Origin of the sequence: Hymenobacter aranciens (genome assembly GCF_030580865.1) — a bacterium.
GTDB lineage: Bacteria > Bacteroidota > Bacteroidia > Cytophagales > Hymenobacteraceae > Hymenobacter > Hymenobacter aranciens.
The window spans coordinates 54,460-77,326 of record NZ_JAUQSY010000022.1 but is presented as its reverse complement, the minus strand read 5'-3'; the positions used below and the strand labels follow the sequence as shown (position 1 = coordinate 77,326).

Annotated in this window: 21 protein-coding genes; 19 read left to right on the top strand and 2 right to left on the bottom strand. The window is 64.8% G+C overall.

Annotation, left to right across the window (positions count from 1 at the left end; translation table 11 throughout):
* The 7 genes from Q5H93_RS22945 to Q5H93_RS22915 form a co-directional block, all read left to right on the top strand.
* Positions 1 to 200, top strand: a 200-nt coding sequence (locus tag Q5H93_RS22945) for a hypothetical protein (protein WP_305009068.1), incomplete at its 5' end; no start/stop codon positions are given.
* Between the two features lie 80 nt (positions 201 to 280).
* Positions 281 to 595 carry a DUF8820 family protein gene (locus Q5H93_RS22940; protein ID WP_305009067.1) on the top strand — a complete coding sequence of 105 codons (315 nt, stop codon included), beginning with the start codon at positions 281 to 283 and terminating at the stop codon, positions 593 to 595.
* 9 nt (positions 596 to 604) lie between these two features.
* The gene (locus Q5H93_RS22935) at positions 605 to 1,558 is read left to right on the top strand and encodes a DUF6745 domain-containing protein (RefSeq protein WP_305009066.1); all 954 of its coding nucleotides are present in this window, start codon (positions 605 to 607) and stop codon (positions 1,556 to 1,558) included.
* A gap of 253 nt (positions 1,559 to 1,811) precedes the next feature.
* Positions 1,812 to 3,650, top strand: a complete 1,839-nt coding sequence (locus tag Q5H93_RS22930; RefSeq protein WP_305009064.1) for a vWA domain-containing protein — start codon at positions 1,812 to 1,814, stop codon at positions 3,648 to 3,650.
* 236 nt (positions 3,651 to 3,886) lie between these two features.
* Entirely contained in the window at positions 3,887 to 4,402 is a 516-nt protein-coding gene (locus tag Q5H93_RS22925; protein ID WP_305009063.1) for a GNAT family N-acetyltransferase, read from the top strand.
* 35 nt (positions 4,403 to 4,437) lie between these two features.
* Positions 4,438 to 4,683 carry a hypothetical protein gene (locus tag Q5H93_RS22920; RefSeq protein WP_305009061.1) on the top strand — a complete coding sequence of 82 codons (246 nt, stop codon included), beginning with the start codon at positions 4,438 to 4,440 and terminating at the stop codon, positions 4,681 to 4,683.
* 57 nt (positions 4,684 to 4,740) lie between these two features.
* Positions 4,741 to 5,010: a hypothetical protein gene (locus tag Q5H93_RS22915; protein ID WP_305009059.1), complete on the top strand. Its 270-nt coding sequence runs from the start codon at positions 4,741 to 4,743 to the stop codon at positions 5,008 to 5,010.
* 5 nt (positions 5,011 to 5,015) lie between these two features.
* Here the strand turns inward: Q5H93_RS22915 and Q5H93_RS22910 are convergent, their stop codons facing one another.
* Complete coding sequence (locus Q5H93_RS22910) at positions 5,016 to 6,392, bottom strand: APC family permease (RefSeq protein WP_305009057.1); 1,377 nt, start codon at positions 6,390 to 6,392, stop codon at positions 5,016 to 5,018.
* Positions 6,393 to 6,507: 115 nt separating this feature from the next.
* Between Q5H93_RS22910 and Q5H93_RS22905 the strand changes: the two genes are divergently transcribed.
* Positions 6,508 to 7,689, top strand: a complete 1,182-nt coding sequence (locus Q5H93_RS22905; protein ID WP_305009055.1) for a PAS domain-containing sensor histidine kinase — start codon at positions 6,508 to 6,510, stop codon at positions 7,687 to 7,689.
* A gap of 129 nt (positions 7,690 to 7,818) precedes the next feature.
* Here the strand turns inward: Q5H93_RS22905 and Q5H93_RS22900 are convergent, their stop codons facing one another.
* Complete coding sequence (locus tag Q5H93_RS22900; protein ID WP_305009054.1) at positions 7,819 to 8,376, bottom strand: hypothetical protein; 558 nt, start codon at positions 8,374 to 8,376, stop codon at positions 7,819 to 7,821.
* Between the two features lie 98 nt (positions 8,377 to 8,474).
* On the opposite strand from Q5H93_RS22900, the gene Q5H93_RS22895 reads away from it, so the two are divergent.
* The 11 genes from Q5H93_RS22895 (at position 8,475) to Q5H93_RS22845 (ending at position 22,850) form a co-directional block, all read left to right on the top strand.
* The gene (locus tag Q5H93_RS22895; RefSeq protein WP_305009053.1) at positions 8,475 to 8,834 is read left to right on the top strand and encodes a hypothetical protein; all 360 of its coding nucleotides are present in this window, start codon (positions 8,475 to 8,477) and stop codon (positions 8,832 to 8,834) included.
* Positions 8,831 to 9,043: a hypothetical protein gene (locus tag Q5H93_RS22890; protein ID WP_305009052.1), complete on the top strand. Its 213-nt coding sequence runs from the start codon at positions 8,831 to 8,833 to the stop codon at positions 9,041 to 9,043. The genes Q5H93_RS22895 and Q5H93_RS22890 overlap by 4 nt, the downstream gene beginning before the upstream one ends.
* An 84-nt stretch (positions 9,044 to 9,127) precedes the next feature.
* Positions 9,128 to 11,110 carry an NIDO-like domain-containing protein gene (locus Q5H93_RS22885; RefSeq protein WP_305009051.1) on the top strand — a complete coding sequence of 661 codons (1,983 nt, stop codon included), beginning with the start codon at positions 9,128 to 9,130 and terminating at the stop codon, positions 11,108 to 11,110.
* Between the two features lie 220 nt (positions 11,111 to 11,330).
* Complete coding sequence (locus Q5H93_RS22880) at positions 11,331 to 12,662, top strand: hypothetical protein (protein ID WP_305009050.1); 1,332 nt, start codon at positions 11,331 to 11,333, stop codon at positions 12,660 to 12,662.
* 12 nt (positions 12,663 to 12,674) lie between these two features.
* Positions 12,675 to 13,094, top strand: a complete 420-nt coding sequence (locus Q5H93_RS22875) for a hypothetical protein (protein ID WP_305009049.1) — start codon at positions 12,675 to 12,677, stop codon at positions 13,092 to 13,094.
* 95 nt (positions 13,095 to 13,189) lie between these two features.
* Positions 13,190 to 14,680 (top strand): hypothetical protein, encoded by a 1,491-nt coding sequence (locus Q5H93_RS22870; protein ID WP_305009048.1) that lies wholly within the window; start codon positions 13,190 to 13,192, stop codon positions 14,678 to 14,680.
* 190 nt (positions 14,681 to 14,870) lie between these two features.
* A complete protein-coding gene (locus Q5H93_RS22865) occupies positions 14,871 to 18,341 on the top strand; it encodes a hypothetical protein (protein ID WP_305009045.1) in 3,471 nt (1,156 codons plus the stop codon).
* An 11-nt stretch (positions 18,342 to 18,352) separates the two neighbouring features.
* A complete protein-coding gene (locus tag Q5H93_RS22860) occupies positions 18,353 to 19,609 on the top strand; it encodes a hypothetical protein (protein ID WP_305009044.1) in 1,257 nt (418 codons plus the stop codon).
* A gap of 18 nt (positions 19,610 to 19,627) precedes the next feature.
* Positions 19,628 to 21,163 (top strand): hypothetical protein, encoded by a 1,536-nt coding sequence (locus tag Q5H93_RS22855; RefSeq protein WP_305009042.1) that lies wholly within the window; start codon positions 19,628 to 19,630, stop codon positions 21,161 to 21,163.
* Positions 21,160 to 21,858 carry a hypothetical protein gene (locus Q5H93_RS22850; protein WP_305009041.1) on the top strand — a complete coding sequence of 233 codons (699 nt, stop codon included), beginning with the start codon at positions 21,160 to 21,162 and terminating at the stop codon, positions 21,856 to 21,858. The genes Q5H93_RS22855 and Q5H93_RS22850 overlap by 4 nt, the downstream gene beginning before the upstream one ends.
* Before the next feature lie 56 nt (positions 21,859 to 21,914).
* Positions 21,915 to 22,850, top strand: coding sequence for a cation diffusion facilitator family transporter (locus Q5H93_RS22845; RefSeq protein ID WP_305009040.1), 936 nt, complete (start codon positions 21,915 to 21,917; stop codon positions 22,848 to 22,850).
* Positions 22,851 to 22,867: the final 17 nt, after the last annotated feature.

Here is a 22,867-nt window from a genome sequence, read left to right as displayed (position 1 = left end):
CCATAAACCGCACAGGAACAAGTGCTACTCAAACATATCACGCAAAGAAGGCGGAGGAGACCCAGCGGCGAGAAAAAAAAAGAGGGGAGGCCGGGCGAATCCCGCTACGCGAAATCCGCCCGACCACTTCGCAAGGCCGACTGGGAACCCAGTCGGCCTTTTTCATGTCTGCCCAATTATTACTAAAAAAATTAGCCTAATGTTTGCTAAAATTATCCGCAATCCGCTAACTTTACGCCATCGAATCCGTTCAATTAATCTCACCACATTAGCATCAGCCATGACTACGACCCGCCCCCTTTATCGCCACGGCGATGTTCTGATTGCCGCCGTTACCAACCTGCCCCTAGGCGCCCGGCCCAAGGCGGGCCTGGTGTTGGCGCACGGCGAGCACACCGGCCACTCGCACCGCATTCAGGAAACCGGCAATGCCAGCCTGTATGTGTATGGTAATGATTTGTATCTGCTGGTATCGGCGCCTTCGGCCACGCTGGTGCACGAGGAACACCGGGCCATCGAGCTACCCGCCGGCGTATACCGGGTGTGGCAGCAGCGCGAGTACACGCCCTCAGCCATTCGTCCGGTTATCGACTAACTTGCCATCATGTTCAGCATCAATCCTCGCGGACGGCAGCTGCGCCGGCCATCCGCCAGCCCTTCCTCGCAGGCGCAGGAGCCAGCCGCCCCATTTCGAAGCGGGCCGACTGCGACGCCACCCCCACCGGTAGCGCCCCGGCACGGCGGCGTGCTGCGCACCACGCCCGAGGCGGCGCGGGCGCTGTTGCTCTCGGGCCGCATGCCGGATGAGCTGATTGTGACCGGCGCGCTACGGCTGAGCGGCGAAGCCCGGCTGAAGGAACTGCCCACCTTCCTAGAATGCACGCACCTGGAGGTGAATGACTGCCCCAACCTCGACCTGCTGCCCGAGCGCCTGCGGGCCACCAGCGTGCAGGCCCAGCGCACCGGCATCCGCGAAATCACCGGCGACTGGCTGGTGCGCGAGCACCTGAACCTGAGCAACAACCCCCACCTACGCCGCCTGCCCGAGCGGCTGACGGCCCGTTCGCTGAACGTGGCCAACTGCCCGCAGCTGCGCGAGCTGCCCGCGGGCCTGCACCTGACTAATTGGGTAGAGGTGGCGGGCAGTGGCCTTACTGGCTTGCCCAGCGGCCTGCGCGTCAATATCCAATGGCAGGGCACCACGGTGGACGAGCGTACCGCTTTCAGCCCCGAAGATTTGACGGGCGTGGAAATCCTAAACGTGCGCAACGTGACGCGGCGGCGCATCTTGCTGGAGCGCTTTGGGTTGGACCGCTTCATTGAGGAAGTGGGCGGCTTGGTGATTGACCGCGACCGCGACGCGGGCGGCGACCGGCAGCTCATCCGCATTCCGCTGGAGGATGACGAGGCTATTGTGGCCATGCGCGTGCGCTGCCCCTCCACAGCGCACAGCTACGTGCTGCGGGTGCCGCCGCACATTCGCACCTGCAAGCGGGCGGCGGCCTGGATTGCCGGCTTTGAGAATGAGCAGGATTACCGGCCGATTATTGAAACGTAAGAACGTGCTGGCGCGCGTCTCTGACGCGTGCCGACTGGCTTCGAGCCTCTGGCTCGCTATCCAGAACGACCGGCTCAGACGGCGCGGCTCCGTCGCGTCAGAGACGCGAAGCCAGTCGGCATGCGTCAGAGACGCGCGCCAGCAGAAGTCCGCGCTACTTCCTATATCTTCCGGCCACTTTTCTCACTCCGTTCCGTAACGGACTACGGCCGAGCTATGCCAATTCATTCTTAAACCAACTTTCACTTCTCTCATGCAAATCACGCAGCAACCCACCCAGCCGGTGCTTCTCGAAAACACGGCGGACACCACCAGCCTTTTGTTGAGCTTCCGGGAAGACGTGCCCAACCCGACGCGCCGGCCGCTCAACGTGGCCCTGGTGATTGACCGCAGCGGCAGCATGGCGGGCGCCCCGCTCAAGTACGCGCTGAAGGCCGCCGCCGACTTCGTGGACCGCCTCACGGCCGACGACCGGCTGAGCATTGTGGTGTATGACGATGCGGTGGACACGCTGCTCGATGCGCAGCTGGTGACGGACAAGGCGGCCATCCGGCAGATTATTCAGGGTGTGCGGGCCGGCGGCCTCACCAACCTGAGCGGCGGCTGGCTGCGGGGCTGCGAGCTGGTAGCCAAGCACAAAACTGACAAGCACGTGAACCGCGTGCTGCTGCTGACCGACGGGCAGGCCAACGCCGGCATCATCAATTCGGCCACGCTCATCAGCACGGCGGGCAAGAAGGCCGAGGAAGGCATCAGCACGACGACGCTGGGCTTCGGGGCGCACTTCGAGGAGGATTTGCTGATTGGCATGGCCCGGGCGGCGGGCGGCAACTTCTACTTCATTCAGTCGGTGGACGATGCGGCCGACGTGTTTGGCATCGAGCTGGACAGCCTCAAGGCCATTGCGGCCCAAAATCTGACCGTGACCCTGACGCCGCAGCCGGGCATCGGCATTGCCGATGTATTAAGCTTGGCGCGTAGCGAGAAAGACGGCAATAGGCTGGTGTTGCACCTCGGCGATGTGTATGAGAACGAGGACAAGCTGCTGGGGCTGCAATTGAAGCTGCCGGCGCTTACTTCGGGCGCGCACCCGCTGCTGCACGTCTCCTTCCGGGCCGATGCTATTCGGTCGGGCAGCATCGAATCTATCAGCGGCGAGCATACGGTGCAGGTAACGGCGGGCAACATCGACGCCGTGGCGGCGGCCAGCAGCACCAGCGTGACGCTGGAGCTGGCCCGCCTGCGCATTGCCCGCGACAAGGAACACGCCGTGGACCTGGCCGATGCCGGCAAGCACGCCGAGGCGGCCGACCTGCTCAAGCAGCTCGTGGATACGCTCACGGCCCAGGGCCTGCACGAGCACTTCGAAATCGCGGAGGAAATCGACCAGGTGAACCACTATGCCCAGCGCATTGCCAGCCGCCACCTCGACAACGAAAGCCGTAAGGAGCTGCGCGACCAGGCCTTCCAGGGCCGCCGCTCGCGCAACGACCTGGCCGGCCGCGGCGTGAGCGTGGACCAGGCCGCCTACGCCCTACCCGTGGTGACCGAGCCCGGCGACGGCGTGGAGCTGGTGTGCTTCCGCGAGGGCGGCAAGCTGCGCGTGCGCGTGGCCACGCCCAACTACGAGGATTTCAACATCCAGTTCCCCCGCGCTATCCGGGCCGAGGGCGCGCACTACGTGGTGGACGAGCTGGAGCTGAGCGCCGACGGCACCTTCTACCGCGCCAAGGGCAACATCGCCCGCCTGGTGCGCCCCGGCGAAGTGGACCCGCTGGCCGGCGGCCACCACGGCGGCGGCTCGCGGCGCAGCAGCAGCAGCTCGCACGTGGCCCGCACACCGAAGACGCTGGCCGACCTGGAGGAAACCGACACTATCGGCCAGGGCGTGCTGGTTCAGTGCGTGAAAGCCGGCAGCAAGCTGCGCGCCCGCGTGGTGAGCGACGGCTTCGACCCCGACTGGAATATGCGCTTCCCGCGCGACATCCGGCAGGAGGGCGTGCTGTTTGTGGTCGACCACGTGAATACCGCGCCGGATGGCAAGTCGTACATTGCCAGCGGGGATATCAAGCGGTTTGTGCAGCCAACGTAAGAACGACACTCCCCTCCTTGGAAAGGAGGGGATGTGAGGCGCGAAGAGCGCCGAACGGGGGTGGTTGAGCGGGACCGCGCCGTTAGGAATGGAAGAGGGGTTTGCGGACCTTTGTTCTATCATCGTCCTAACGGCGCGGACGACTTCAACCACCCCCGTTCGGCGCTCTTCGCGCCTCACATCCCCTCCTTTCCAAGGAGGGGAGTTTTCGTTCTACCACCTCATTTCATCTCACAATGCCTTCCCCGCCGCTTATCCGCCGCGCTACTGCCACCGACATTCCTGCCCTCATGGCGCTGGTGCAGCGCGTGGTGCCGCTGATGCAGGCCACCGGCAACTTTCAGTGGAACGATGACTACCCCAACGCCGCCGTTTTTCAGGCAGATATCGACCAGCAGCAGTTGTGGGTGGCCGAGCTGGACGGCCAGCTAGCCGGTGTGGCCGCCCTCACTAACGACCAGGACCCCGAATACGCCGACGCCGACTGGGACGTGACCGAGCCCGCCGTGGTGACGCACCGCCTGGCCGTGGACCCGGCCGCCCAGGGCCGGGGCGTGGCGCAGGCGCTGCTGCTGCAGGCCGAGGAAGTGGCGCGGACGCAGGGCCTGACAGTATTGCGCGTGGATACGAACTCGGAGAACGCCGCCACGCAGCGGCTGTTTCCGAAGCTGGGATACCGGTTTGCGGGGGAAATCGGGCTGGCTATCCGGCCGGGGCAGCGGTTCTTTTGCTACGAGAAGCGGCTGGGGTAGCGAACCGAAACCAGGGTTTTGATGTAGATTAGGGCATGAAATACATGGTAGATGCGCAGACTCCGGCCGACGACGAAATCTTGACGGGCATTCTGCAGGTACTGGCGAAACAACATGGCATTCGTTTCGCGGCAATGGAAGCAGCGGCTGATGCTCCTGCGGCTTTCAGCAGTTTGCCTGTGGCGGCCACGACGGCAGAGGAATGGGCACAGCGCCTGCAGGAATCGGAAGCTTCGGGCACCGTTTCGTGGGAAGACGCTAAGGCGCGTTTCGGCTTATGAGCGAAGCTGTACGCCGGGTTGATTTCACCGAGGATTTTTTGAAGAAATTAGCGGCTTTTGAAGCTTTTGCTGGTCGCGGCGGCGCGGATAGTTGGGAAGGCGTTCACATTAGCCATCTTTACCTTTTGCCAGCGCACCGTAGCACCACTGCCGTGGGCTTATCCGGCTTTCTCATTTGAGGGAATTCGATTTGAGAACGTCCGGCGGGCCGTTTTTCGCAAGCATTATGTGTTGCTGTACCGCGTTACTGATACGCAGGTGCTATTTTTAGACATTTTTCATACCGCTCAACGGCCGACCGATTTGCTGGATATTGTGCTGGACTAACCCGCCTATCGCTCAAAAGGCCACCGCCCCAGCCGGCGGCTCCAGAGCAGGAAGGCCACCAGCCCCGCCCCTATCACGGCTAGGCCCGAGAGCATGAACGTGGGGCCGGTGCTGTAGAAAATGAGCAGCCACACGGCCACGGCCAGCACCACCGGCAGCGGGTAGAGCGGCATGCGAAAAGGCAGGCTGGCAGCCCCGCGCCGGCGGCGCAGCAGCACCAGACCCACGGCCTGCCCCACGAATTGCACCAGGATACGCATGGCGAGGATGGCCGAAATGACTTCGCCCAGGCGGAATAAGAGGCTGAACACGAACCCCACCCCACCCAGGATGAGTAGCGACACGTGGGGGAAGTTCTTGGTGGGGTGCAGGCGGCCGAAGAGGGGCAGAAACTCGCCATCGGCGGCGGCGGCGTAGGGGATGCGGGAGTAGCCGAGCAGCACGGCGAAGAGGGAGGCGAAGGCCACGAGCAGCACGAGGCCGGTGGCGGCCTGGGCGGCCACGGGGCCGTAGAGGCGCTCGACGAACAGGCTGACGATGAACTGGGATTTGTCGGCCACGGCGCCGGCGCCACCGGCTTGCAGGGCCTTCACTTCCTGCCAGGGGATGACGGTGCCCACGCTCCAGTTGAGCAATAAATACAGGGCCATGATGCCGAGGATGCTCAGGAAGATGCTGCGGGGGATGACTTTCTGGGGGTTCTGGATTTCGCCGCCGAGGTGGCAGACGTTGTAGTAGCCGAGGTAGGAGTAGATGGTTTTGACGGCGGCCTGGCCCATGGCGGCCGAGAGCAGCACGCCCGGCAGGGCCGCCGCGCCGCCGGTGGGCAGCCAGGCGACTTCGTGGTGGGCGTGGGTGAGGCCGCCGAAGATGAGCCAGCCCATGAGGCTGAGCACGCCAATCCAGAGGAACACACCGAGCTTGCCGATGTCTTCGATGCGGCGGTAAAGCAGGATTATCAAGAGCAACACCACGGCGCCGGATACCAGCTTGGGCTGCCACCACTCGGTGAGGGGCACGAGGTAGCCGAAGTATTGGGCGAAGCCGATGGCGCCGGAAGCCAGCACCAGGGGGGCCTGCACGAGGGTTTGCCACACGTAGAGGAACGACATGAGCCGGCCCCACTTGTGCTCGCCGTAGGCCAGCTTGAGGAAGCGGTAGGAGCCGCCGGCTTCGGGGTAGGCGGCGCCGAGCTCGCTCCAGATGAGGCCGTCGGCGAGGGCCAGGCCGGCGCCCACGAGCCACGCCAGGAGGAAATTGGGGCCCATGAAGCCCATGACCAGCGGCAGCGTGACGAAGGGGCCGATGCCGACCATGTCAATCATGTTGAGGGCGGTGGCCTGCACGAGGCCCAGGCGGCGCTGGAGGGAGGGCGTAGACATGGGGGCGAAGGTAGAGCGGCGGCGCGGAAGCGAGCCGCCGGGCAGGCGCAATCGGCGGCGGCGCGTACCTTGCGGGGGTCGGAACGTATGCGCGGGCCTTCTTTTCCCGTTTCCGATGGCCAAGCCCCCCTCCTCCGCAGCTGGTAAAACCCGCCAGGCTGCTACGCCTAAGCCGGCTGCGGCGCCTAGTGTGGCGCGGCAAAGCGCGAAGGTCCGCTACGAGCAAAGCCAGGTGCGCTTCCGGACGGTGTTTGAGAACTCGCCGCTGGGGCAGAAGATTATTACCGCCGACCTGATAATCAGGCAGGTGAATGCGGCGACGCTGACGATGCTGGGCTATACCAGGCCCGAGGAGCTGGTGGGGCGCAAGATTCTGGAGTTTGCCCACCCCGACCACCGGCCCGACTGGCACGAGCTGCAAATGCGCCTCTGGGAGCACAAGCTGCCGAGCTTCTCGCTGGAAACCTGCTTGGTGCGGGCCGATAAGTCGTCGTTCTGGTGCCAGGTGCACTCGGTGCTGGTGCCCGATGCCGATGGGGAGCTGGGTTACACTATTCTGGAGGATATTTCGGAGCGCAAGGCGCTGGAGGCAAAGCTCCGGCGGCTGTATGACGCGCAGGAAACCATTGTGCAGCTGGTGACGCACGACCTGAAGGCGCCGGTGGCGCAGATTGAGCTACTGGTAGATTTGCTGCTGCGCGAGCTGGCGGGCCGGCCGGGCGAGACCCCGCCGCCGCCCGAGATGATGCACTATTTCAATCTCATCCGGGAGGCTTGCACGCAGGCGAGCGGCCTGCTGCAGGACGTGCTGTACGTGGGCGACCTGGACGCGCAGGGCCTGGAAAAGACGTCGGTGGACCTCAACGCCTACCTCGGCGCGCAGCTGGAGGTGTACCGCCTGGCGGCCGAGCAGAAGGGCGTGGCGCTGGCCGTGGCCTTGCCCAAGCAGACGCTCTACGGCCAGCTGCACCCCGAAAAGTTTGCCCGGGTGCTGGCCAACCTGGTGGGCAACGCGCTGAAATTTACCCCAGCCGGGGGCACTGTCACCATCGCGCTGGAGCCGCAGGGCAAGCGCTTCCGCATTGCGGTGCGCGACACGGGCATCGGGATTCCGAGCCGGCTGCACGCGCACTTGTTCGATAAGTTTAACCCCAGCCGCCGCGCCGGCCTCAGCGGCGAAACGACAACGGGGCTGGGCCTCTTCATCGCCCGGCAGCTGGTGCAGCTGCACGGCGGCGACATCTGGCTGGAAAGCCGCGAGCAGGAGGGAACGACATTCTTTATTGAGCTGCCGTAGGGCGAGGCGGGGGAATAGGACTCTCCTAAGGGGTAGATTCGTCCTGCCTCTACATTGCCTCTAGGTTTTCTCTAGACTTTGCCTAGGAAAGATATTAGAGCGCAATAGGATAAAAGCGGGGCGGGCGGCTTACAGGGTGAAGCTGCGGGTGGTGGCGTTGCCGGGGCGGTCGTGAGCTTCAACTTCGCAGGTGGTGCCGGCGGCGTGGTTCTGCTGAGTGAGGTAGAGCCAGTGGGCGGCGGGCTGGAGGGTGGCGGGGCCGGTTTCGAGGAGGGTGCCGGTGGGAGTGAGAAAGCGCAGGACGACGGCGATGACTTCGAAATCGTCGGTGGCCTGGATGCGGAGGGCGTCGCCGGGGTGGCCACGGTAGGCGCGGGCGTCGAGGCCAAGGATTTCGGGGGCATTCATGTAGTCGGCGATGGCGACGGTGTAGGCGCTGGTGCGGCGCTGGTCGATGCGGGTGGCGTAGAGGGCCTTGAGGTTAGGGTCGCGGATTTGGGCCTTGGCGTAGAGCTGAGCCTGGTACATGCGGTCGAGGTGGGCCTGCTGCTTGGGGGAGCGGGGGGCGCGCTTGGCTTTATTTTCGGCGGATTGGACGATGGTCTGGCCACCGACCTGGCGGATGACGAGGGGGCCAATTTTGCCGCTGATTCCCTGCAGGAGGAGGTTGTTGGTGACGCGGGCCATGAGAGTTACTTGGGGAAAGACTTGAGGATTGGTGAGCTGGGCGAAGTTAGGTAGCGCGGGCGTTGTAGCTTGGGTTATCAACTGCCTGACTTCACCCCATGCGCCCCCTCCTCCTCACCCTGTTCCTAGCCGCCCTCCCCCTCCTCTTCGGCTACTGGGTAAATACCCACGCCCCCTACCCGCCCACCCGCAGCTACACCGCCACGCACTGCACCCGCTACTGCACGCTGTACGGCTGCCGCCACGCCACGGCAGCCAACAGTCCGGCGTATTTCCAGCTGAAGCCGCTGTATGCGGCTACCGTGCGGGCGCTGGCGGTGGGCGGGCGGGGCTGGTATGCGGCGGTGAACGTGGGGTTCTACCTGCTGTTTGTGCCGGCGGTGCTGTTGTGGCTGACCTATGGCGCTATTCGCAACGCGTTTGCTATCCGGCAGCTAAAGCAAAACCGCGCCGCATGAATACGCTTTATCAACTAGCCGAGCGGTTCGTGGAAGTGGCCTTCTGGTACTGCTGCGATTTTATGGTGAATCTGGCCAATCTCACCCATTCGAGCTACGATGAGGCCAACACCTGGGTGCTGCTGCTGGGCCTGCCGGGGGTGCTGGCGCTGCTGCTGGGGGTGCGGGTGGGGCAGTGGTTCCAGCTACGGCAGCTGCGGCGCCGGTAGTGATGGGCAGCAAGGGGTTGCCGATTGGCGAACATTCGGTATCTTGGCCGGCGTATCGCTTATTTACCCTTTCACCAACACTTTATGAAACGACTTTTTACACTGCTGGGCGTGGTGCTGAGCCTGGGGGTAGCCCGGCTGGGCTACGCGCAGAGCTACGCCGCCCCCGAAACGGTGCAGGGCTATGCGCCGGGCCTGGTGGCTCCCTGGCCCGTGCTGGGGCTGCCCTCGGGGCGATACCCGGCGGGCTGGACGGTGATTCAGCCCCTGGGCGCGGCCGTGGTGTGGTCGCCGGTGACGGCGCTGGCGTTTCCGTTCCAGTTTTTCGGGCAGGCCGTGAGCAGCTTCAAGGTATCGACTCGGGGAGTGCTCACGTTTACCACCACGGCTACCACCATGCCCGGCGCCACGGCCACGGCGCTGCCGGCCGCGCAGGTGCCGGATATGTCGGTGTGCATCTGGCCGCAGCAGGCCGTCAATAACATTGCCACGGCCACCTTCGGGCAGGCCCCGCACCGGCAGCAGTGGGTGAGCTTTAGCGTGGGCTGGTGCGTGGTGCTGGAAGAAACCTCCAACAGCGTGTACGTGGTGGGCACCACCAATAACGAATACTCCTCCCTGAGCTGGACCGTTGGGGTGCAGCGCGATGCCAGCCTGGCGGTGCAGGTGGCCGGCTCGCCCCAGATAACGGGCGCGGGCTACGGCTACAATTCGGCCCTGAGCCAACTGAATCCGTTCTACCATAACACGTTTTACTATGCTTTCCGTCCCACGCCAGCCCCGGCGGCGGCCCTGGCCCTGGTGAATCATAGTCTGCTGCCCCTGGCCGATGGCCGCTACCCGGTGGCGGTGGGGGGCGTGCTGCGCAACGTGGGTAGCCAGCTGCTGGGCAGTTACGAGCTGGGCTACCGGGTGGGCAACGGCCCGGCTGTGACGGCCACCGTGCAGCCCGCTGCCGCGCTGCCGGGCGGCGACACGCTGCACTTCCGGCACCCGCTGCCCTGGCAGCCGGCCCGGCGGGGCACTTACCGCCTGAAGGTGTGGGCCACGGCCCCCGGCGACCCCCACCCTCTGGACGATACCCTGCTGGCGGTGGTGCGGGTGGCCGACTCGACCATGCAGCGCACGGTGCTGCTGGAAAGCTTCGGCAGCAGCACCTGCGCTCCCTGCGGCCCCGGCAACACCAACGTGCGCGCGGTAAACCGGGCCGTGCCCGGCCGCTACCTGGAGGCCCACTACCAGCAGAACCGGCCTAGTCCCGGCGACCCCTACAATACGCCGGAAGCTACCAACCGCGCCGAGCGGTACTACAGCTACACCGGCGGTATCCCGGCAACGGTTATCGACGGTGGCCGCATCGTGAATTCGATAGAGTACCGTCGGTCGGATTTCGACCGGGCCGCCCAGCTGCCGTCGCCGGTGCGCATCCGGGCGGCGTACCGGGTGGTGGGCAACACGGTGCAGGCGGTGGCCCAGGTGCAGGCCCTGGACTCGCTGGGGGCCGACTACGAGCTGTACCTGGCCATCACGGAGCGTAGCACCCGCAACAACCAGCGCTTTAATGAGCGGGTGTTTTACCATGTTTTCCGCAAGGCGCTGCCCAGCAGCCCGCTGGCTTTGCCCCGGCTGACGTCGGGGCAGCAGGCCACGTTCAGCCAGAGCTACACCTTCCCGGCCGGGAACACCATCGAAAGCTTCGACAGCCTGCAAGTGGTGGCCGTGGTGCAGCACCGCACCCGGCGCGATGTGCTGCAAGCTGCCCAGGCGGTGCTCAATGGCCCGCTGCTGGGCCGGCAGGCCCCGCAGGCGGCCGGGTTGGCCTTCGACGTGCTGCCCAACCCTGCCGCGGGCCGGAGCGAGCTGCAGCTGCGCCTGCCCCGGGCCGAAACCGTACGCGTAGAAGTGCTTGATGCGCTGGGCCGCTGCGTGGTTTGCCCCGCGCCGGTAGCGCTGGGCGCCGGCCCGGTTGTGCTGCCGCTGGATTTGCGGGGGCTGACGCCCGGGCTCTACCTGGTGCGGCTGAACAGCGCGGCAGGTGTCAGCGGGCGGCGGCTGCAGGTGGAATAAGCCGCTACTGCCTGCTCGTACGGTGGTGTAAGTAGCGGCAGGTAAGGCGCTGCGATAGGGCTGGGGGGCAACGAAAGGCCCGGGAATCGGCTACGGCCGGGTATTTGCCGTAGAAGCGTCGTGCCGGCCGCAACCGGTCGGACGCCTGTGGCGCCGGACCAGCTCGGGGCCGACTACTCCCGGAAATAGCCGCTACATTCGCAGCCCTAGCCATTCATCCATGACCCGCTTTTTTCATTCCCGGCCCGGGCGCTGGCCCGCGCTGGCGGTGCTGGGCCTGCTGCTCGGCACGGCCGCCTGCACCTCCGACGAGGAGCTTAACAACCGGGCGGCCGGCAAAACGGAAGCCACTACGGCCCCGGCTGCCCCTGCTACCGCTGATGCCAGCAAGCCCGCCCCGCTGCGGGTGAACGTGTTTCTGGAGCTGTCGGGGGGCATGAAGGGCTTTATGCCGGTGAACACGGCCGCCACCCAGCCCACCGAGTTTCAGGACTATGTGAGCCAATTGGCGTCGCGCACGCACAGCAGCCCGGCGGTGGCCGATGCGCAGTTTCTGCTGGCGCTGCAGGACACGCCCACGGTGACGAGCTACAAACATTTCCGCGACGTGGTGCAGGGCGACACCCATGAGGCCGCCAAGGGCACCGAGCTGCCCGACATGCTCGAAAACATGCTGGCCCTGCCCGGCGCCGCCGACAAGGTGAACGTGGTGGTGTCGGACTTCATTTATGGGCCGCAGGATAAGTCGGCCATCGCCCTGATGAAAGTGCGGATGACCGACGCGCTGGCTACCGTGAGCAAGAAGCAGCTGGCCGTGGCCATGCTGGCGAGCACCTCGCGGTTTCACGGCACCTTCCACCCGGCCGTGAAAACGCCGCAGAAGCAGCTGGCCGTGGCTGGGCAGCCCCTGCCCTACTATGTGTGGGTGATTGGTCCGCCCGCGCTGGTGGGTCGCTACCTCAACGAGGTGACGCCCGGCGGCGGGGCGCAACAGGCGTTTTTCGGGCTGGCCCTGCCCAAGGTGGATTACGCGGCTGTGCTGACGCAGGTGAAGGCCGGCAGCCCGCTGGCGCCGGGCGGCGAAGGCTCGGTGTCGTTTGCCACCGGCGAGCCCAGCACCCAGCTCGACGTGTCGGACGTGAAGGCCGGCGTGGAGTTCACCGTGGCGTTGAACCTGGCCCAGCTGCCGGCGGCCTGGCGCGAGTCGGCCTTTTTGAACAAAAATCTGCGCGCGCGGCTCAATGGTGGCACTGTGGGGATTGTGCCCAATTCGGTTCAGCCCGTGAAGGACGAGGCCGCCCTTTCGGCCTATACCCACACACTACGGCTACGCCTGACGGCGTTACCCAGGGAAGCCGCCACGCTGCAGCTCGCATTGCCCGCGCCGGAAACGCCGGCCTGGGTGGCCGCCTGGAGCACCCAGAACGACAACCAGCTCAGCGACCCGCCGCATACCTACCGCCTCAGCGACATCGTGGCGGGCGTGCGCGGGGCCTTCCCGACGCCCCTGCCGCCCGTCTTCACGGCCGATTTCACCCTCACTCAAGACTGATAAGCTCCTCTCATGCAAAGTTTCTTTAATTGGCTGTATCCGCTCATCGTTAGCTGGTTTTACCAGAAGAAGTCGGTCAGCTTCGGGCTCTACAAGGCCGAGGTATTCAACTCAGTAGGGTTTTACACTTTGCTGCTGGCCCTGGCGCTGGTGATAGTGTTCTATTTCATCTTCAACAACGCGCGGATTTCGCTCAACCGCCTGGGCTGGAGCCGGCCCACGCACTGGCTGCTGGTGTGGCTGGCCGCCGCCGGGCTGGGGGCGCTGGTGGCGTACCAGGTGAGCACGCAGCAGGGCGTGGCGCCGGATGCTTATCTGCGCTATTTCATCGTGGCCAATACTTTGGTGGCGGCGCTGTGGTTCCTGCTTTTCTCGTTGCTGCTCAAGCGGCTGCCGTTTGGGAGTCAGGCGCGGGCGGTGCCGTTTTTGTAGAGACGCAATATTTTGCGTCTCGTCGGTCGCGCCATTTAGGTTAAATCGTTCAACGAGAGACGCAAAATATTGCGTCTCTACCTCTAACTTTTCTCATGGGTCGATTATTCATTTTTGCTGTGGGCGGCACCGGCGCCCGCGTGCTGCGCTCCCTCACCATGCTGCTGGCCAGCGGCCTGAAGCTGCCCGATTGCGAGCTGGTGGTGCCCGTGCTGGTGGACCCCGACACCCAGAACGGCGACGTGACGCGCACCGTGGACCTGCTCAAGCGCTACGCCCGGCTGCACCAGGCTTTGCACGCGGGCGGCGGGAGCAAGGCCGAAGGCTTTTTTGCCCAGCCGCTGGCCACGCTGGCCCAGCTGAACACGGCCGGGGCCGAGGGGCTGCGCGACTCGTTCGTGTACGATTTCGGAGGCATTAGCCAGTCGTTTAAGGACTACGTGCACTACAACGAAGCCTCGGTGGAGACGCAGGGGCTGCTCGATTTACTCTTCACGCCCGACAGCATGAGCGCCAGCCTCGACGTGGGCTTCCGGGGCTCGCCCAACGTGGGCTCGGTGGTGCTCAACTCGCTGATGCAGGCCAAGGAGATGCGCTATTTCGCCCAGAGCCTCAACGCCGACGACCGGGTGTTCTTCATTAGTTCCATCTTCGGGGGCACGGGGGCGGCGGGCTTCCCGCTGCTGGTGCGCAACCTGCGCGACCCCGACTCGGGGCTGCCGCAGCCGCAGGTGCGGGCCAGCGTGCCGGCCGGGGCGCTGGTGCTGCTGCCCTACTTTAAGCTGCAGCAGCCGGGCGCCCAGGAGAAAGCGGCAGGACAGGATTTCATCGATTCCAACTCCTTCATCACCAAAACCAAGACGGCATTGAGCTATTATGCCGACCACCTGCAGGGCCTGGAGGCACTGTATTACCTTGGCGACCAGGCCGGGCAGCCGCTGCCCAATAACCCCGGCCGGGCGGCCCAGCGCAATCAGGCTCACCTGCTGGAAATGCTGGGGGCGCTGGCCATTCCGCACTTCCTGGCCCAGCCGGCCGGGCAGCTCGACCGCCAGAACCCGGCCCACCATGAGTTTGGGCTGAAGGACGACGCCACGACGGTGGATTTCAGCCAGTTTTCGCCCGTCATGCGCCAGGAAGTGGCCAAGCCGCTTATCCGGCTGCACTACTTCGCCCGCTACTTCCAGAACCACCTGAACGAAGACCGGAGCGCGGCTTTCTTCGCCGACGGCAAGCTGGGCAGCCACCTGCCCGCCAGCTCCGGCGTGCTGGCCGACCTGAACGATATGCTAACTGAATTCGAGCAGTGGCTGGGTGAGCTGGGGCAGAACGAGCGGCACTTCGCCGGCTTGCGCCTGGGCGAAACCGACTTCAACAAGATGGTGACCGACAAGGAAATCAAGTCGGGCTTCATCAGCTTCATGGGCAACAGCCTGTCGGAAAAAGTGCTGCGCGTGGAGCTGAACAACGCCGTGGCCAAAACCCGGCTCGACAACCCCGACGCCCCGCAGGTGCTGCGTTGGATAGTGGGGGCTTTTGATAAAGCCACCAACGTAGCGGTGGATGCCAAGCTGCAATACAATTGAGAATTATCTGCCGTTCTAGCGGCGAACCTCACGGGTCCCCTCCGGAGCCGACCCCCTCTCCCAAAGAGAGGGGGAGCCTGACGGCCTTACTTCCGCGCAAAACCGGTGCCCCCTCTCTTTTGGAGAGGGGGGCAGGGGGTGAGGTCCGCCGCCAGAACGACATCTAACAAACAAGCAATAACTACCTAAAATGGCCAAGATACTTCGCTTGCACCGCACGGGCTCGAGCACCCACGAGGGCTGGGGCCGCACCGGCAAAATCGGCCGCAATGAAATTGAGGGTCCCGGCGGCATCCTCGACCCCGAGGGCGCCCGCGCTGAGCGGGTGGCGGTGGCCCTGCCTTCACCATTCGCCCGGATGCACTTGGTGGAAACGGCCCTGGCCTTCGTGAGCAGCCCGGCCGGCGCGCAGCAGCCCGACTCGGTACACCATCGGCTGGCGGGGCAGTTCTGGGACTTGTGGGAGCTGGTGTTTAACTACTACCAGCGCCGCCAGCCCGGCCAGCGCCTCGAAATCCGTCCCTGGAACCGCGCCAATGAGCTGGCCCGACTGGACGCCAACCCGGCCACCCGGCCGCTGGCCCAGGTGCTGACGCTGTATCTGAACGACGAGAAATTCCGCTCGCTGACGGAGATGCACCTGCTGTATTTCCCCGGCGCCACCCCCGCCGACCCGCCGCAGCTGGTGGGCGGCACCTCGCCGCTGACGATGTTTTTCCCGGCCCCGGCGCCCAAGGCTTTATCCGTGCAGCGGCCCCAGGGCGGCGGCTACTACTTCGATGGGCGCTACGTGGCGCTGGCCCAGCGCGAGCAGGCCTTCCAGGATTTCGTGTACCAGCAGTTCGTGGCCGACCCGGCGCTGGCGCGGCTGGCCCCGGCCCTGCGCGACGCCCTCGACCCCGGCCAGCTGACCCGCTGGAGCCTCGCTGGCACCGCCCGGCTGGCCGACTACCCCACCCTGACCGACCGCACCGGCAACCCGGTGGCGGTGGCCGGCGTGCCGGTGCGCGTGCGGCCCGACGAGAGCGTCATTACCTCCTCCGACTTCACGGTGCAGCCCACGCGCCAGCCGCTGCCGGCCGGGGCGCTGCCGCTGGTGCTGCGGCCGGGCCTGCAGGCGCCGGGCAAGATGTACTTCAACCGCACGGCGCTGGGCGACAGTGGCGCGGCCGTGCCCGCTCACGACCCGCGCCCGCTGGCCGACCGCCTGCTGCCCGGCGTGGAGCTGCCCTACCCGTATATCACGGTGGGCGACCTGCTGGAAGACACCCTGCTGACCGTGCCCTACGAGGTGGACGCCAGCAAGTTCGAGACGGGCCGGGTAAGCATTGCGCCCGGCTACCGGCCGACCTGCTGGCCGCTGCTGCCCGTCAAGCCCTTGTATTTCGACTACTTCACCCAGGCCGATTTGGCCGCCCAGCTTAGTGTGGAGCTGGACCCCGCCTGCGTGCGGGTGCGCCTGCGGGTGCCGGTGGGCCCGGCCGGCAGCGCCGATTTCGTGGACTACGAGCGCGCCTACTACCCCAATCCCCGCACTGAGGGCCTGGGCCGCCTGCTGGTGACCAACGTGGCCCTGTCGGTGTTCCCGTTCGTGAAAATCGTGGACCGGCCCGAGTACAACGACTTCTACAAGGTGATGCTCATCGATGCCAACAACATCGACGTGGGCTTGCTGAACAAGTCCATCGAGCTGCGCTTCGGCGTGAACGGCCGCGCCCTTACCGAAGCAGGCACCGAGCAGAGCGCCACACCTTACCGCCGCACCCTGAAAACCAGCAGCGACGAGGGCAGCACCTACTACGAGGTGCGCGGCACCCACTTTGACTACGCCGAGGTGCTGAGCCCGGCGCCGGCCGCCGGCCGGGGCCTGGTGGTGCCCAAGTGGCGCGAAGTGCGCCAGGGCACCAAGGAGTTCCGCTTCGCCATCGACTTCGGCACCACCAACACCCACGTGGCCTACCACGACGCCCCCGGCCAGCCGCCCCAGGCCCTGAGCTTCGGGCCGGAAGACTCGCCGGTGGCTTTGCTCAAAAAGCCCACCGACGAGCCCGAACGCACGCCCTACGAGCGGCTGTTCCGGGGCATTGAGGACGACCCGGCGCGCAGCATCCAGCTCAAGCGCTGGCAGTTGTATCAGCAGCGCGAGTTTGTGCCGCCGCTGCTGGGCGCGGGCGGCTCGCCCTACCAGTTTCCGGTGCGCACGGCTACCAGCGAGGCCCCCGGCTTCCCGGTGGAGCCGCCGCGCCTGCTGGCCAACGTGAACGTGGGCTTCGGTATTAACACCGAGGAGCAGACGAATGAGTCGTACCACACCAACCTGAAGTGGGGTGAGGCCAACGAAGCTGCCCGCCATCGGGTGCGGATGTTCTTCCGCGAGATGCTGCTGCTGTTCAAGTATAAAGCGGCGCTGAATGGCGGCAACCTGGGCGCCACGCAGGTGGTGTGGTTTGCGCCGCTGAGCTTCTCGGATTTCAGCCGCGGGCTCTACCAGCGCGAGTGGGATTCGCTGTTTCAGGAAACGTTTAAGACGCAGCGCGGCACCTCGTATTTGCCGGAGTCGTCGGCCCCGTACTTCTTCCTCACCCGGCGCGGCATCGTCACGCCAGGGCCGGGCGAAAATGCAGCGTTCGTGGACATCGGCGGTGGCACCAGCGACGTGCTGTTTTACGCCGACCCGGCCCCAGCGCCCGGCCAGCCGCGCAAGCACCGGCCGGTATTCAGCACCTCGTTCCGCTTCGCGGGCAACGACCTGTGGGGCGACGGCGCGGCCGACGTGCGCGGCAGCAAGGACAACGGGCTGGTGCGCTTCGGCCTGGCCAGCATCGAGGCCAACCCGCTGCCGGCCAGCGCCGCCGTGGCGCGGCGCTGCCTGAGCGTGGTGCTGGATAATCCGCAGTTTGGCTCGGAGGAGGTTGCCAGCCTGCTGTTCAATTACGAGCGCGACTTCCAGTTTGCCGAGCGACTGCTGCACGCCCAAAGCCTGCGGGTGCTGTTTTACCTGCACTTCGGGGCGCTGGTGTACCACCTGGGCCAGGTGGCCAAGCTGCGCGAGCTGGCTCCGCCGCGCTACCTGTGCTTCACGGGGCGCGGCAGCCTCTACCTGCGTTTGCTGAGCCCCGGCAGCAGCCTGCGCCCGCTGGAGCAAGTGGCCAGCTACATCCTCACGCAGGTGATGGGCACGCCGGTGCCCGAAAACTTCAAAATCATCCTGGCCGACGACCCCAAGCAAACCACCGCCAACGGCGGTGTGCTGGCCACCGGCCTCGACGCCGACAGCACCGCCGACTCACCGCTCATCGTGCAGCCCATTGGCACCGGCGAAACCACGCCCGACGAGTTGCGCCACCTGCACCCCAGCGAGGTAACCGAGGAAATCAAGGCCGCCGTGCTCACCAATGTGCGCCAGTGCCTCGACCTGCTGCTGGCCGACTCCGAGCTGGTGCGCCTGCAAGCCGGCCTGGGCGTGAAGAACCCGCCCGGCGCGGTGCGCGCCATTCTGGAGCGCAGCCTGGCCGATTCGTTCAACCTCAGCCGCCAACGCTACAACGACTCGCTGCCCCCCGGCGAAACAATCCCTGAAACCCTCTTTTTCCTGCCGCTCAAGCACGCCCTTTACGAACTGTCGCGCGAGCTGCACGACGCGACGGGCAGCCGGGCTTAACCCATCTGACTATGTTCCGTTTGCTTTTATTTTTCGCGCTGCTGGCCGGGACTGTTAACCGGGGTTTTGCCCAGGCGGGCAGCCCGGATGTGGTCAGTCCAGCCCTTTCCGATGATGCGTTGAAAGGTGCCATCTGGACGATAACAGCCCAGCACATCTGGAACACGAACGAAAGCCGGGCCCCCAGGCAGCGGCCGGCTCCCTGGAGTACGGTAGATGAGTTTAAGGAGTGGAGCAAATCAAAGGATGCGCAAGCCGACAAATCGGGCCTGACAGTATTAAAAAACCAGGTTTTCAGTCGGTTCAGTGGCGAAGCGGCCACCCCGCGCCAATTGGTTGACACCATTGTAGCCAACGTAGCGAGAGCTAAAAAAGGCACCGAGCTCCACACAATTGATGCCGGAGCACTGGCCAATAAGCTTAACACCATTGCCGGCTTGCCAGCCAGCCCCACACCAGCGGCGCAAACGGCCCCGGCAGTAACTGCTACCCAACCGGCACCAGCTGCCGCCCCAGTTGCAGCGCCGGTCCAGCAGCCTGATGAGGTGGTACAAGTACCACCAGCTAAGCCGGTACCTGTCGACCGGGCCAGCTTTGTGGCCCAGCATCCGGCGTTTAGCCTGGGGCTGGCCTTTGTGCTGGGCGCGGTGCTCGGCGCGCTGCTGATGGCCCTGCGGCAGTCGCAGCAACGCAACGCCGAGCTTTTAAACGCGGAGGAATCGAGAACCCGCCTGACGAAATTAACCAGCTCGCACGATGCCTTCAATGAGATGAAGAAGCAGGCCGATGACATGAAGGAAGTCAGCGCTGAAAAGGCTCGAAACCTTGTTAATCAACCGCCCAAAAAACGCCCTACCGTGAATCCTATCCCTCAGAAAAACAATCCGCCGCCTGCCGTTCCCATTGCTACGGCTGCCGCAGCCAGCGCGCCAGCCGTAGCAGCAGCACCGGCCCCGCCGGTAGCCCGCTACGCGCCAGCACAGGAAGGCGGCTATATCGAGGAGCGCAAGCTGGTGGCCGAGGCTCTGCCGCAGCTGCCCATCATGCTCACCGTTGACGCCCGCAATCCCGACCGCGCCACGTTCACCCTCAACCCTTATGCTAACCAGGGCAAGCTGATTGGTGATGGGCTGGAGCAGCTGCGCGACTACTTCGACTACGAGCTGCCAGGCCGAATCAGCAGCGTGGCGGCGGCCGCCCCGGGGCAGCTGGTGCGGCAGGGCGACGGCTGGCAGGTGAGTACCCTGGCCCGGCTGGAGGTGCGTTAGAATTCAGAATCAAAGCTTATGTTGAGAATCGTTGAGGCCGCCATTATTCTGGGGCTCATGCTGTGGCAACTACTGGTGTACCGCCGCAACATGCTGCTGGTGCGCCAGGTAGCCACGCTGTACCCGGGCAAGGGCAGTCTGTCGGTGCAGCGCGTGAGCGCGCCCAACCCCGACCTGGGCGGCGGCGAGTGGGACCAGCCCGGCGCCATGCACGGCCTGCTGGCTACCATCGAGTACGACGCCGTGCGCGCCACCAGCGCCAGCCCCGAGTTCACCCAGATTCTCAACGACACCAACGACTACCTGCAGGCCAACAAGGGCGCAGCAGCTGACTTCGACACCCTGCGCGATATCTCGGAGCGTGAGGCCACGCTGCTGGACGAAGAAATTCAAGCCCAGATTTCGACGCCGCTGTATTTGGGCCTGCTGGGTACTTTCGGCGGGGCCATTCTGGGGCTGCTGGCGCTGGTGAACCCGTTTGGCGCGGCCAGCGGGGCGGCGGCTGACTTCAACAACAGCGACGTCACCGAATTCCTGGGCGGGGTGCTCATTGCCATGATTGGCAGTATCGTGGGGCTGGGCCTCACGCTGCTCGGCAACCAGCAGCTCAAGGCCGCTCGCGCCACCCGCGACCGGCTCAAAAATGCCTACTACAACTTCCTGCAAAAAACCCTGCTGCCCAAGCTCAACTCCGACATGCAGCAGAGCATGAGCAGCCTGAAGGCCGTGCTCGACACCTTCAACCAGGATTTCTTCGCCAAGATTCAGGTTGATTTCTTCGCCAAGATTGCTGAGTTTACGCCGCTTATCGGCGCCATCACGGCCAACATTGAGGTACAGAAAAACTTCCTCGAAAAGCTGCAAACCATCGGCTATACCGAGCTGGCCAACGCCACAATTAAGGTATTCGACCGGGTGGACGAAAGCGCCGCCTCGTTCGAGAAATTCCTCGGCTACCAGCAGGCCCTGAACGTGGCCGTCAGCCAGGGCGCCGACGTGGCCCGCACCATCACCGGTCTGCTCGACCGCCTGGGCGGCCTCGAAAAAGCCCTGAACGAAGTGCCCGGCTACTTAGAGCAGCACGACCAGCGCATACGCGAGCAGGTGCAGTTTTTTGGGCAGCACAGTCAGTTGCTGCGCAACGTGAGCGACCAGATGAGCCAGGCCCTGAGCGAGGACGCCCAGCAGATGCGCCAGGTGCTCGACAGCCGCCGCCACACCCTAGAGGCCGAGGCCCAGGCCGCCCACGCGCAGTGGTCGGCCCACTTCCGCCAGCTCAACGAAAACAATATATACCAGAAAATCACGGAGTACCTCAACCCATTCCAGCAGCTGCCGGCCCAGCAGCTGAACATGAATAAAATTCAGGAGGAGCAGGCCCGGCGCAGCGCCCAGGCCCTCACGGCCCTGCAGGAGCGCATCGAGCGCGACGAGCAGGTGCAGCGCGAGCTGCTAACCCAAGTGGCCCGCACCAACACCGTGCTCGAAAAGATAACCGAGCCCAAGTGGTACCAGCGCATGTTCGGGGCCGGCAAGAAACCCAGCGCCCGATGAAGCAGAGCAAGGACTTCTTCTGGCCCAGCTACGTGGACTTGATGACGGCGCTGTTCCTGACCATGCTGGTGCTGTTCGTGCTGAGCTACAAATTATTTCGCGACAAGCAGGCGGGCCTGGAGCAAGCCAACGCCCGGCTGGAGGTGCAGCTTAAGGAAAAGAAAAAGCTCGACGAAATCAAAGAAGCTCTGCAGAAGCTGGAAGACCCGCGCTACTTCATCTACAACAAGGATTTCAAGCGCTACGAGCTGAGCTTCGACGTGGCCTTCGACTCCAACAGCCCGGTGCTGAAAGAGGAATACAAGGCCCGACTCATCAGCGCCGGCCGCTTTCTGGTGAAGCAGCTCAGCGCCCTCAACAAGGCCGACAGTATTCAGTATCTGGTGGTTATTGAAGGCCGCACCGCCCGCTACAACACCCGCCTGCCCAACGGCACCTACTCCTACAACACTCCGCTCAACTACGACGGCGCGGCCACCCGGCAGCTCAGCTACTTGCGAGCCCTGGCCGTGTACCAGCTCTGGCGCGATGCCGACATCGAGTTTCCGGCGCCGCGCTACGAGGTGGTGCCGGCCGGCAGCGGCTTCGGCGGCGTGAACCGCTACCGCGACGCCCAGGAGGAGCTCAACAAGCGCTTCATCATCCAGATTCAGCCCAAAATCGGCTCGATTAACGGCCAGTCAGTTCGGCGCTGAGCCAGCCGGCCCGCTTTTTTATCAACGCCCACCCCACCGCCCCCGTAAGCCCGGGCATGGCAGCAAGCAATTCCTCTAAAATCGTCGTTTACGGCGCTATCGTCGCTAACCTCGCCATTGCGGTCAGCAAGTTTGTGGCGGCGGGCTTCACCGGCAGCGCGGCCATGATGTCGGAAGGCATTCACTCGCTCGTGGATAGCGGCAACGGCATGCTCATTCTCTTCGGCATGAACCGTAGCGCCCGGCCCGCCGACGAGCGGCACCCCTTCGGCTACAGCAAAGAAATCTACTTCTGGACGGTGATTGTGGCCGTGCTCATCTTTGCGGTGGGCGGCGGCATGTCGCTCTACAAAGGCTACCAGTACCTGCAAAACCCCGCCCCGCTCACCGACCCCACCTGGAACTACTGGGTGCTCAGCCTGGCCATCGTGTTCGAAGGCGTGGCCAGCACGCTGGCCTACCGCGAGTTTCGCAAAACTCAGGGCGAGCAAAGCTTCTGGCAGGCCCTGCGCAGCAGCCGCGACCCGGCCGTGTTTGCCATCCTGCTCGAAGACCTGGCCGCGCTGGTGGGCCTCTTGATTGCGCTGGCCGGCATTTTCTTCGGGCATCTGCTGAATAATCTGTACTTCGACGGCGCCGCCTCGATGGCCATTGGCCTGCTGCTGGTGGGCATGGCCGTGTTCATGCTCAAGGAAGCTAAGGGCCTGCTGGTGGGCGAAGGCGCCAGCCCCGAGGTGCTGCGCCAGCTCGAAACCCTGGCCCGGCAGGACGCCGCCGTGGCCGAGCTGCGCGCCCCGCTCACGATGTACCTGGGCCCCACCGACGGCATTCTGGCCCTCGACGTGGCCTTCCACGACCACCTCACGGCCGTGGAGGTGGAGCACGCCGTCGAGCGCCTGCAAACCGCCATCAAGGCCCGGCACCCCGAGTTCCGGCGCATCTTCATCGAGGCCTCATCGCTGGCTGATTCGACGGGCGCGGCGCGGCACTAACGCCCCACCAAGCCAAC